This window comes from Klebsiella sp. EMBS2024, assembly GCF_036233805.1.
Classification (GTDB): domain Bacteria; phylum Pseudomonadota; class Gammaproteobacteria; order Enterobacterales; family Enterobacteriaceae; genus Klebsiella; species Klebsiella pneumoniae.
Map to the genome: position 1 here is coordinate 3,700,244 of NZ_JAZARW010000001.1, position 11,388 is coordinate 3,711,631.

At 56.6% G+C, this 11,388-nt stretch carries 14 protein-coding genes; 12 read left to right on the plus strand and 2 right to left on the minus strand.

Annotation, left to right across the window (positions count from 1 at the left end; genetic code table 11):
• Nucleotides 1-325 precede the first annotated feature (325 nt).
• The 7 genes from VZP09_RS16970 (at nucleotide 326) to ruvX (ending at nucleotide 6,048) form a co-directional block, all read left to right on the plus strand.
• Nucleotides 326-1,720, plus strand: coding sequence for a sugar porter family MFS transporter (locus tag VZP09_RS16970; protein ID WP_002916587.1), 1,395 nt, complete (start codon nucleotides 326-328; stop codon nucleotides 1,718-1,720).
• Nucleotides 1,721-1,797: 77 nt separating this feature from the next.
• Nucleotides 1,798-2,298 carry a SprT family zinc-dependent metalloprotease gene (locus VZP09_RS16975; RefSeq protein ID WP_002916588.1) on the plus strand — a complete coding sequence of 167 codons (501 nt, stop codon included), beginning with the start codon at nucleotides 1,798-1,800 and terminating at the stop codon, nucleotides 2,296-2,298.
• 94 nt (nucleotides 2,299-2,392) lie between these two features.
• On the plus strand, nucleotides 2,393-3,100 hold the full coding sequence (gene endA / locus VZP09_RS16980) for a deoxyribonuclease I (protein ID WP_002916589.1): 708 nt from the start codon (nucleotides 2,393-2,395) through the stop codon (nucleotides 3,098-3,100).
• Between the two features lie 91 nt (nucleotides 3,101-3,191).
• A complete protein-coding gene (gene rsmE, locus VZP09_RS16985; protein ID WP_002916597.1) occupies nucleotides 3,192-3,923 on the plus strand; it encodes a 16S rRNA (uracil(1498)-N(3))-methyltransferase in 732 nt (243 codons plus the stop codon).
• A 20-nt stretch (nucleotides 3,924-3,943) separates the two neighbouring features.
• Complete coding sequence (gene gshB, locus VZP09_RS16990; RefSeq protein ID WP_002916600.1) at nucleotides 3,944-4,894, plus strand: glutathione synthase; 951 nt, start codon at nucleotides 3,944-3,946, stop codon at nucleotides 4,892-4,894.
• A 174-nt stretch (nucleotides 4,895-5,068) separates the two neighbouring features.
• Nucleotides 5,069-5,632: a YqgE/AlgH family protein gene (locus VZP09_RS16995; RefSeq protein WP_002916603.1), complete on the plus strand. Its 564-nt coding sequence runs from the start codon at nucleotides 5,069-5,071 to the stop codon at nucleotides 5,630-5,632.
• Nucleotides 5,632-6,048 carry a Holliday junction resolvase RuvX gene (ruvX, locus tag VZP09_RS17000; protein ID WP_002916605.1) on the plus strand — a complete coding sequence of 139 codons (417 nt, stop codon included), beginning with the start codon at nucleotides 5,632-5,634 and terminating at the stop codon, nucleotides 6,046-6,048. The genes VZP09_RS16995 and ruvX overlap by 1 nt, the downstream gene beginning before the upstream one ends.
• A 52-nt stretch (nucleotides 6,049-6,100) precedes the next feature.
• Here the strand turns inward: ruvX and VZP09_RS17005 are convergent, their stop codons facing one another.
• Nucleotides 6,101-6,754: a LuxR family transcriptional regulator gene (locus VZP09_RS17005; protein ID WP_002916607.1), complete on the minus strand. Its 654-nt coding sequence runs from the start codon at nucleotides 6,752-6,754 to the stop codon at nucleotides 6,101-6,103.
• Between the two features lie 348 nt (nucleotides 6,755-7,102).
• Complete coding sequence (locus tag VZP09_RS17010) at nucleotides 7,103-8,083, minus strand: type IV pilus twitching motility protein PilT (protein ID WP_023278735.1); 981 nt, start codon at nucleotides 8,081-8,083, stop codon at nucleotides 7,103-7,105.
• A gap of 16 nt (nucleotides 8,084-8,099) precedes the next feature.
• Between VZP09_RS17010 and VZP09_RS17015 the strand changes: the two genes are divergently transcribed.
• The 5 genes from VZP09_RS17015 to hemW all read left to right on the plus strand — a co-directional run.
• Nucleotides 8,100-8,801 (plus strand): YggS family pyridoxal phosphate-dependent enzyme, encoded by a 702-nt coding sequence (locus VZP09_RS17015; RefSeq protein ID WP_004144780.1) that lies wholly within the window; start codon nucleotides 8,100-8,102, stop codon nucleotides 8,799-8,801.
• Nucleotides 8,802-8,821: 20 nt separating this feature from the next.
• Complete coding sequence (locus tag VZP09_RS17020) at nucleotides 8,822-9,388, plus strand: YggT family protein (RefSeq protein WP_002916613.1); 567 nt, start codon at nucleotides 8,822-8,824, stop codon at nucleotides 9,386-9,388.
• Nucleotides 9,385-9,675, plus strand: coding sequence for a DUF167 family protein YggU (gene yggU, locus VZP09_RS17025; RefSeq protein WP_002916614.1), 291 nt, complete (start codon nucleotides 9,385-9,387; stop codon nucleotides 9,673-9,675). Before VZP09_RS17020 ends, yggU begins: the two co-directional genes overlap by 4 nt.
• 12 nt (nucleotides 9,676-9,687) lie before the next feature.
• Nucleotides 9,688-10,281: an XTP/dITP diphosphatase gene (locus VZP09_RS17030; RefSeq protein WP_002916615.1), complete on the plus strand. Its 594-nt coding sequence runs from the start codon at nucleotides 9,688-9,690 to the stop codon at nucleotides 10,279-10,281.
• On the plus strand, nucleotides 10,274-11,388 hold a 1,115-nt coding region (gene hemW / locus VZP09_RS17035), incomplete at its 3' end, for a radical SAM family heme chaperone HemW (protein ID WP_276408226.1). The genes VZP09_RS17030 and hemW, both read left to right, overlap by 8 nt.

An 11,388-nucleotide genomic window follows, 5' to 3' on the forward strand; every position in this document is an offset into this window, starting at 1 on the left:
CCCCTTTTCTGCGCCCCCATTTCAACGCGCGGCCGCCACAAAATGAAAGCGATTACATAGTAAAGACTGTCACCTTCTGCCCAAAGACGCTATCTCCTGTACCCATTTTTCACAATGTTACATATTGTTTCGGTCAACTCTGATTACCGTTTTTCAAAATGTCGTCTATCCTTGTTTATATTGCTGATTTAAAAAGCATTTAATGAATTACGTTTCTTTACCTTTGTGGAAACGATTACACAGCCGTGATTATAGTCACGTTTTTTTACCGACGAGTGTCCTACCCTAACCATCGACAGAATCAATAACTCAACTGGAGGGCGTTATGCCTGACAACAAAAAACAAGGGCGTTCGAACAAGACTATGACGTTCTTCGTCTGTTTCCTCGCCGCGCTGGCTGGCCTGCTGTTCGGCCTTGATATCGGTGTTATTGCGGGTGCCTTACCCTTTATTGCCAATGAGTTCCAGATTTCCGCCCACACCCAGGAGTGGGTGGTCAGCTCCATGATGTTCGGAGCTGCCGTCGGCGCGGTCGGCAGCGGCTGGCTCTCTTTCAAACTGGGCCGGAAAAAGAGCCTGATGATCGGCGCCATCCTCTTCGTCGCCGGTTCGCTGTTCTCTGCCGCCGCGCCAAACGTCGAGATCCTGCTGGTTTCCCGTGTGCTGCTCGGCCTGGCGGTGGGCGTCGCCTCATATACGGCTCCGCTGTATCTGTCGGAAATCGCGCCAGAAAAAATTCGCGGCAGTATGATTTCCATGTACCAGCTGATGATCACCATCGGGATCCTTGGCGCCTATCTCTCTGACACCGCTTTCAGCTACAGCGGCGCATGGCGCTGGATGCTCGGGGTTATCATCATTCCGGCGGTATTGCTGCTGATCGGTGTTATCTTCCTGCCGGACAGCCCGCGCTGGTTCGCCGCCAAACGTCGCTTTGTCGATGCGGAACGCGTGCTGCTGCGCCTGCGCGATACCAGCGCCGAAGCGAAACGCGAGCTCGATGAAATCCGTGAAAGCCTGAAGGTAAAACAGTCCGGCTGGTCGCTGTTTAAAGACAACAGCAACTTCCGCCGCGCGGTGTTCCTCGGCATCCTGCTGCAGGTGATGCAACAGTTCACCGGGATGAACGTCATCATGTACTACGCGCCGAAGATCTTTGAGCTGGCGGGTTATGCCAACACCACTGAGCAAATGTGGGGGACAGTGATCGTCGGTCTGACTAACGTGCTGGCCACCTTTATCGCCATCGGTCTGGTCGACCGCTGGGGCCGTAAACCGACGCTGATCCTTGGCTTTATCGTGATGGCCGCGGGTATGGGCGTCCTGGGTACCATGATGCACATCGGCATTCACTCCTCTACCGCCCAGTACATCGCCGTCCTGATGCTGCTGATGTTCATCGTCGGTTTCGCCATGAGCGCCGGCCCGCTGATTTGGGTACTGTGCTCCGAAATCCAGCCGCTGAAAGGCCGCGACTTCGGTATCACCTGCTCCACAGCGACCAACTGGATTGCCAACATGATTGTCGGCGCCACCTTCCTGACCATGCTCAACTCGCTGGGCAGCGCCAATACCTTCTGGGTGTACGGCGGTCTGAACGTGCTGTTTATCCTGCTGACGCTGTGGCTGATCCCGGAAACCAAAAACGTCTCGCTGGAACATATTGAACGTAACCTGATGCAGGGTCGTCCACTGCGCGAGATCGGTGCCCGCGATTAACCTTCCTGAGCTTCCTCCCATCCCGGGAGGAAGCTTCCTCTTGCTCTCCCCCCTCCGCCGCACTATCCTCTGGCGCTATGAAAACGCCCCGTATTCCCATCGCTATTCAGCAGGCCGTCATGCGCAGCCTGCGGGAGCATCTCGCCAATGCGAATCGCAAGCTGGAACGCCGCTATGCGGAACCGACGCTGGTCTACCAGCAGCGTGGTACTTCCGCCGGCACCGCCTGGCTGGAGAAAAACGAAATTCGTTTAAACCCGGTGCTGCTGCTGGAAAATCAGCGGGAGTTTATCGATGAAGTGGTGCCGCATGAGCTGGCGCACCTGCTGGTCTGGCAGCATTTCGGCCGCGTCGCGCCGCACGGGAAAGAGTGGAAATGGATGATGGAGAGCGTCCTTGGCGTTCCCGCGCGTCGCACCCACCGCTTTGAACTCGCTTCGGTCCGCCAGAACACCTTCCCCTATCGCTGTCGCTGTCAGCAGCACCAACTCACCGTCCGTCGCCATAACCGGGTGGTTCGCGGCGAGGCCACCTACCGCTGCGTTCGCTGCGGCGATCTGCTGGTGGCTGAAAAATAACCATCGGAATTAATTAGAAACTTTCTGATCTGACTGATTGCATCCGGCACCCTCATTCGCTACGTTGCGGGCTCGTTTTGACACGGAGTTAACGATGTCCCGTATGCATGTTTTAGCCGTAGCGGTATTGAGCGCGGCAGTCAGTGGTCCGCTTGCGGCCGCTGGTATTAATAGTTTTTCCCAGGCCAAAGCCGCTGGCGTCAAAGTGAATGCCGACGTTCCGGGCGATTTTTATTGCGGCTGTAAAATCGACTGGCAGGGGAAAAAAGGCGTTATCGATTTGGAATCCTGCGGCTATAAAGTGCGTAAAAATGAGAACCGCGCCAGCCGGGTTGAATGGGAGCACGTAGTGCCGGCATGGCAGTTCGGCCATCAGCGTCAGTGCTGGCAGGAGGGTGGACGTAAAAACTGCGCCAAAGATCCGGAATACCGCAAGATGGAAAGCGATATGCACAACCTGCAGCCGGCGGTGGGAGAAGTGAATGGCGATCGCGGCAACTTTATGTACAGCCAGTGGAACGGCGGTGAAGGCCAGTACGGCCAGTGCACCATGAAGGTCGATTTTAAAGATAAAATCGCCGAGCCCCCTGCCCGCGCTCGCGGCGCCATCGCCCGCACCTACTTCTATATGCGCGACCGCTATCAGCTGAATCTTTCCCGCCAGCAAACTCAGCTGTTTACCGCCTGGAATAAACAGTACCCGGTCACCGCCTGGGAATGTGAACGTGATGAGCGCATCGCGAAAGTGCAGGGCAACCATAATCCGTATGTCCAGCAGGCTTGCCAGGCGCAAAAGAGCTAACCTACACTAGCGGCAATTGTTAATTTGCAGCCCTGTGCTTCCCGCCCGATGGCGGGAAGCTGGCATCTGCGCAACGAACGGAATATCAAGCATGCGCATTCCTCGCATCCATCATCCAGAACGCCTCATTGTCGGCAGCCAGATCGCGCTGAGCGATGACGCGGCCAACCACGTCGGCCGCGTCCTGCGCATGACCGCCGGTCAGCACCTACAGCTTTTTGACGGCAGTAACCAGGTGTTTGACGCGGTCATCACCGAGGCCGGTAAGAAAAACGTTACGGTTGAGGTGCTCAGTGGCGAACCTGACGATCGGGAATCGCCGCTGCATATCCATTTAGGCCAGGTGATGTCCCGCGGCGAAAAAATGGAATTCACCATCCAGAAATCGATCGAACTCGGGGTAAGCCTCATAACGCCACTGTTTTCCGAGCGCTGCGGCGTTAAACTGGATGCCGAACGTTTGCAGAAAAAGATCCAGCAGTGGCAGAAAATCGCTATTGCCGCCTGCGAACAGAGCGGTCGTAACGTGGTACCGGAAATACGTCCGGCGATGCAGCTGGAGGCGTGGTGCGCCGAGCAGGACAGCGGGCTGAAGCTCAACCTGCACCCGCGCGCCAGCGCCAGCATTAACACGCTGCCGCTGCCGGTTGAACGCGTCCGTCTGCTGATTGGCCCGGAAGGCGGGCTGTCGGCTGAAGAGATAGCGATGACCGCGCAATACCAGTTTACTGATATCCTGTTGGGACCGCGCGTTCTGCGTACAGAGACTACTGCGCTCACCGCCATCACCGCCCTACAGGTGCGTTTTGGCGACTTAGGTTGAGGCGTTAACGGAGAAGAACCATGATCAAGCTCGGCATCGTGATGGATCCCATCGCAACCATCAACATCAAGAAAGACACCAGCTTCGCTATGTTGCTGGAGGCGCAGCGTCGCGGCTATGAACTCCATTATATGGAGATGAACGACCTCTATTTGATCAACGGCGAAGCCCGCGCCCGGACGCGCACGCTGAGCGTCGAACAGAACTACGATAAATGGTATGACTTCACCGGCGAGCAGGATCTGCCGCTGGCGGACCTTGACGTCATCCTGATGCGTAAGGATCCGCCGTTTGATACCGAATTTATTTATGCCACCTACATCCTGGAGCGAGCGGAAGAGAAAGGCACGCTTATCGTCAACAAGCCGCAGAGTCTGCGCGACTGTAACGAGAAGCTGTTCACCGCCTGGTTCTCTGAACTGACTCCGGAAACGTTGGTCACCCGCAATAAAGCCCAGCTGAAAGCCTTCTGGGAAAAGCACGGCGATATCATCATGAAACCGCTCGACGGCATGGGCGGCGCCTCTATTTTCCGTGTTAAAGCCGGCGATCCAAACCTTGGGGTGATTGCCGAGACGCTGACCGAACTGGGCAGCCGCTACTGCATGGCGCAGAACTATCTGCCGGCCATTAAAGATGGCGACAAGCGCGTGTTGGTAGTGGATGGAGAGCCCGTGCCTTACTGCCTGGCGCGAATTCCGCAGGGTGGCGAGACCCGCGGCAATCTGGCCGCCGGCGGCCGCGGCGAAGCCCGCCCGTTGACCGAAAGCGACTGGGAAATCGCCCGCCGCGTCGGCCCGACGCTGAAGGCCAAAGGCCTTATCTTCGTCGGCCTGGATATCATCGGCGACCGTCTGACGGAAATTAACGTCACCAGCCCCACCTGCGTACGCGAAATCGAAGCCGCCTTCCCGGATATTTCGATCACCGGTATGCTGATGGACGCTATCGAAAGACGTATCGATAAATAAGCACGACGGCGGACCAACGTCCGCTTTTGGCGCAGCGAGCGCGGATTACCGCGCTCGTGAAACGTTGCCAGCCTGACGCCACTCGGGCGCCAGCCAGATAAAGTGCATCGACACCATTCTACTTTGCCCGCATACTGTGTGTTGCTTTTTTGAACCAGGAACGAACCTCTGACAATGAATTTACAGCATCACTTTCTGATTGCCATGCCCGCGCTTCAGGACCCCATTTTTCGCCGCTCCGTAGTCTATATCTGCGAGTACAACGACGAGGGTGCCATGGGCATTATTATCAATAAGCCGCTGGAAAATCTGCAGGTGGAAGGGATCCTTGAGAAGCTCAAAATTGTCCCGGAGCCGCGCAATCCAGAGATCCGTCTGGATAAACCGGTGATGCTGGGAGGCCCGCTGGCGGAAGACCGCGGCTTCATTTTGCATACCCCGCCCTCTGACTTTTCCTCGAGCATTCGCATCTCGGATAACACGGTGATTACCACCTCGCGGGATGTTCTTGAAACCTTAGGAACCGATCGGCAGCCGGGCAACGTGCTGGTTGCGTTGGGCTACTCTTCTTGGGAGAAAGGGCAGCTGGAGCAGGAGATTTTAGATAATGCCTGGCTCACCGCCCCGGCGGATCAGAATATTCTTTTCCGTACGCCGATCGCCGATCGCTGGCGCGAGGCGGCTAAACTGATTGGTATCGACATTGTGACGATGCCAGGCGTCGCGGGGCATGCGTGATGAGCGGAACCTTTCTCGGCTTTGACTTTGGCACCAAAAGCATCGGCGTGGCGGTGGGACAACGCATCACCGCGACCGCACGACCATTACCGGCGCTGAAGGCGCAGGACGGTAAACCGGACTGGAACGTCATCGAAAAACTGCTTAAAGAGTGGCAGCCTGAGGCGGTAATCGTCGGCCTGCCGCTCAATATGGACGGCACCGAGCAACCGCTGACGGCGCGCGCGCGTAATTTCGCCAATAAAATTCATGGCCGCTTTGGCGTCGCGATCCTTCTCCACGATGAACGGCTGAGTACGGTTGAGGCCCGCGCGGGCCTGTTTGAACACGGCGGCTACCGGGCGCTGAATAAAGGCAGCGTCGATTCAGCCTCTGCCGTAGTCATACTGGAAAGCTACTTCGAGCAGAGCTTTTAAACTCTGCCCTCCTGCGCCGCCGGCGGACCGCTGACGGCGCACGTTTACCCGCTTAGTGGCGCAGATGTTCGTTAGCCCAGCTCACCGCCTGGGTGCGATTTTTCACGCTCAGTTTACGAAACACATTGTACAGGTGCGTCCGCACCGTGTTCTCGCTGATAAACAGCGCGCGGGCGATATCCAGGTTCGTCGCGCCGCAGCGCAGTTCGTTGAGGATCTCGCATTCCCGCTCGGTCAGCGGCGAGTTCTCTACTGGAGTCGATGCATGGTCCGCAGCGTACATCGCCGGGTGCATCACGCTCAATTCAGCCGTCTGCTCGCCGTTCAGCACGGCCTTAACGCCCTCAATTAAGCGCGATTCATCATCGTCATGACGGAACACGCCATATAAAGCCGGCCACTGCGCCATTTCGTATAACTCATACTTTTGTGCGCTATTAATAATCAACAAACGAGGATTATCTGCCTGCAGGCGAATAATATCCCGCCACACCCCGTTTAATTTCTTATTTGACACTGCAATATCAAATAATATTACAGAATCTTTTGCCAAACGCTGCGCCAGCGGTTTATTAATATTTTGTAAAACCACCGGTGCCATCAGGGTTTCGCTCAGATAGCTGGCAAAGGCTTTGCTTTGAATAGACGGGTGGGTAATAAAGGTTACCTGACGAGAAGATGATGAATTTCCATTTAAATTAATCACTTAAAACTCTCCTTAGCTGTTACCCACCGCCATGGTGGTTAAATGAATAAAAAAAGATACAAACAGTCGTGAATTTATAAACCACCAAGGTAATTTACAAACTGAAACGTTATTCCATGAGAATCANCCTATTCCCACAAACAGCATAAATCGAATGACTCAAAGCTGTCAAAAGATAATCAAACTTTTTTCCTGGAAATGCGTATTCACTGTCGACATATCTAATCTGAATGTGTTATTTGAATTTATAATCAAAAGTTATTTGTATTACCAAATAATATTAATAAACAACAAATAAACATTCATCTAACATATCATTTAACCTGTCATATCAATCTCTTTCTCATCTTATAGCGCGCCTGCAGCGACACGTTGCTGAAAACTCTGGGTAAAGGTCAACATTCCGGCCTGCATCCCGGTCTGCATCACACCAGGCAATTGATGTACTTTTCCTTCACGGATCAAATTCGCCACCGCTGGCGTGTTGACCAGAAGCTCGTATAGCGCAACTCTCCCGCCCTGACGTGCAGGTAACAATTTTTGCGCCAGCACCGCGCACAGGCTTCCGGCAAGCTGGCTACGAACCTGATCTTTCTCCTCCGCCGGAAAGACATCGATCAATCTCTCCACCGCCGGCGCCGCGCCGCGGGTATGTAATGTCGCCATTACCAGGTGCCCGGTCTCCGCCGCGGTTAACGCCAGGCGAATGGTTTCGCTGTCGCGTAGCTCCCCGAGCAGGATCACATCCGGATCCTGGCGCAGCGCCACGCGGAGCGCCGAGGCGAACGAAGGACAGTGACGGCCAACTTCCCGCTGCTGGATCAGACAGCGCTCGCTGTGATGAATAAATTCCACCGGATCTTCAAGCGTCAGAATATGGCCATCAAGATGCTGATTGAGGTGCCCCACCATTGCCGCCAGGGTGGTCGACTTGCCGCTGCCCGTCGCTCCGGTGACCAACAGCAAACCACTCTCTTCCGCCAGCAGTTCGCTCAGCGCAGGCGGGGCGCCGAGCATATCCAGACGCGGGCACTGTTCAGGAAGGAGACGCAGCACCAGCGATATCCCACGCGTATGGGCGAAGGCGCTGGCGCGCAGCCGCGCACCGCAGGCCAGGTTCAGCGCAAAGTCAATCTGGCCGTGTTCCTGCCAGTGCAGTAACTGTGCGGCATCGAGCCAGTCGTTGAGTAAATTCGCAATATCCGGCGCGGGAAAGGGCGCGGGCTGCAGCCTGCCCTGCCGCCGCCAGCGCGGTGCGGCGGAATTGCACAGGTGTAGATCGGAGACATTATGCTTTACACTAAGGGCTACGATTTCTTCCAGCTTCATAACTCATCCTCGGAATATGAACGATATTGCGCATAACCTGGCACAGGTCCGGGACAAAATCTCCGGTGCTGCCGCCCGATGCGGGCGTGCGCCAGAAGAAGTGACATTGCTTGCAGTGAGTAAAACGAAACCTGCGAGCGCGATCGAAGAAGCCATTGCGGCAGGCCAGCGGGCATTTGGTGAAAACTACGTCCAGGAGGGCGTGGAGAAGATTAACCATTTCCAGCAGGCTGGCGTCAGCGGGCTGCAGTGGCACTTTATTGGCCCCCTGCAGTCCAACAAAAGCCGGTTGGTGGCAGAGCATTTTGACTGGTGCCACACCGTCGATCGGCTGAAAATCGCCACCCGCCTGAACGAGCAGCGCCCGGCGCATTTACCGCCGCTGAAGGTGCTGATTCAAATTAACATCAGCGATGAGCAGAGCAAATCCGGCATCCCGCTGGAAGCGCTCGACGGCTTAGCGGCGGAGATCGCTGAGTTACCTCATCTGGAACTGCGCGGCCTGATGGCCATCCCCGCGCCTGAGTCAGAATATGTAAGGCAGTTTGCCGTCGCCCGGCAAATGGCGGTAGCATTTGCGCGATTAAAAACGCGGTACCCCACGGTCGATACGTTGTCTCTGGGAATGTCGGACGATATGGAAGCCGCAATCGCGGCGGGAAGCACGATGGTGCGCATCGGTACAGCCATTTTTGGTGCGCGCGACTACAGCAAATAATAAGGAATCTGAGGAACGCCATGAAGACGTTGACTTTCCTGCTTTCAACGGTCATTGAGCTTTACACGATGGTCGTGTTGTTACGCGTCTGGATGCAGTGGGCGCGCTGCGACTTTTACAACCCGTTTTCGCAGTTTGTGGTGAAAGCCACGCAGCCGATTGTCGGACCGCTGCGCCGGATTATCCCGGCAATGGGGCCGATTGACAGCGCCTCGCTGCTGGTGGCATTTATTCTCTGCGTCATCAAAGCGATCGTGCTGTTTATGGTGATCACCTTCCAGCCGATCATCTGGATCTCCGCTCTGCTTATTCTGCTGAAAACCATCGGCTCGTTGATCTTCTGGGTACTACTGTTGATGGCGATCATGAGCTGGGTCAGCCAGGGCCGTAGCCCGGTGGAGTATGTGCTGATGCAGCTGGCGGACCCGCTGCTGCGCCCTATCCGCAACCTGCTGCCGTCGATGGGCGGTATCGATTTCTCGCCGATGGTGCTGGTATTGCTGTTGTACGTAATCAATATGGGCATCGCCGAAGTGCTGCAGGCCACCGGTAATGTACTGCTGCCGGGGCTGTGGATGGCGCTATGAGTGCCGTTGAAACCTGCGCTGACGGGCTGGTGCTGAGGCTGTACATTCAGCCTAAGGCCAGCCGCGATAGCATCGTGGGCGTACATGGCGACGAACTTAAAGTCGCCATTACCGCCCCGCCCGTTGATGGCCAGGCCAATGCCCACCTGGTGAAATTTCTCGCCAAACAGTTCCGCGTCGCCAAAAGCCAGGTACTGATTGAAAAAGGCGAGCTGGGCCGCCATAAGCAAGTTAAAATCATCGCCCCACAACAGATCCCGACTGCGGTCGCGGCGCTAACTGAATAAACAGGATTCATCATGCAAAAAGTCGTCCTCGCTACCGGCAACGCCGGCAAAGTGCGCGAACTGGCCTCGCTGCTGGAAGATTTTGGTCTCGATATCGTCGCTCAGACCGAGCTGGGCGTGGACTCTGCGGAAGAGACCGGCCTGACCTTCATTGAAAACGCGATTCTGAAAGCGCGCCACGCGGCGCAGATCACCGGCCTGCCGGCCATCGCCGACGATTCCGGTCTGGCCGTCGATGCTCTTGGCGGCGCGCCGGGTATTTACTCCGCACGCTATTCCGGCGTCGATGCCAGCGACCAGCAGAATCTTGAGAAGCTGCTCGACGCGTTAAAAGACGTGCCGGACGACCAGCGTCAGGCCCAGTTCCACTGCGTGCTGGTCTATCTGCGCCATGCCGAGGATCCCACGCCGCTGGTGTGCCACGGCAGCTGGCCTGGGGTAATCACCCGACAAGCCGCCGGTCATGGCGGCTTCGGTTACGACCCGATCTTCTTCGTCCCGTCAGAAGGGAAAACCGCGGCCGAACTGAGCCGTGAAGAAAAGAGCGCCATTTCCCATCGCGGGCAGGCGCTGAAACTGTTACTGGAAGCATTACGTAATGGCTAATTTGCCGCCGCTGAGTCTCTATATCCATATTCCCTGGTGCGTGCAGAAATGCCCGTACTGTGATTTTAATTCGCATGCGCTGAAAGGCGAGGTGCCGCATGATGACTACGTCCAGCATCTGCTGAACGATCTGCAGGCTGATGCGCAATATGCCCAGGGACGGGAAATAGGCACTATTTTTATCGGCGGCGGAACGCCGAGCCTGCTGTCCGGCCCGGCCATGCAAACCCTTCTGGATGGCGTCCGCGCCTGCCTGCCGCTGGCCGCCGGGGCGGAAATCACCATGGAAGCCAACCCGGGTACCGTGGAGGCCGATCGCTTCGTTGATTATCAGCGCGCCGGGGTGAACCGCATCTCCATCGGCGTACAAAGCTTTAGCGAACCGAAGCTGCAGCGCCTGGGGCGGATCCACGGCCCGGAGGAAGCCAAGCGCGCAGCACGTCTCGCCAGCGGCCTCGGCTTGCGCAGCTTCAACCTCGACCTGATGCACGGTCTGCCGGACCAGTCGCTGGAGGAGGCGCTGGACGATCTGCGTCAGGCGATTGCCCTCAACCCGCCGCACCTGTCGTGGTACCAGCTGACCATTGAGCCGAACACCTTGTTCGGCTCCCGGCCGCCGGTGCTGCCGGATGACGACGCGCTATGGGATATTTTCGAGCAGGGGCATCAGCTGCTGAGCGCCGCCGGCTATCAGCAGTACGAGACGTCCGCCTATGCTAAGCCAGGCTTCCAGTGTCAGCATAATCTCAACTACTGGCGCTTTGGCGACTACCTCGGCATCGGCTGCGGCGCGCACGGCAAGATCACCTTCCCTGACGGACGCATTCTGCGAACCGCCAAAACCCGCCACCCGCGCGGGTATATGGAAGGCCGTTACCTTGAGCGTCAGCATGATGTGGAAGAAGCGGATAAACCGTTTGAGTTCTTTATGAACCGTTTTCGCCTGCTGGAGGCCGCGCCGCGCGCTGAATTTAGCCGCTATACCGGACTTGAGGAAGCGGCGATCCGCCCGCAGCTGGACGCGGCGATAGCCCAGGGCTACCTGCAGGAAGACGAGCAGAACTGGCAGATTACCGAGCACGGTAAGCTGTTCCTGAATTCCCTGCT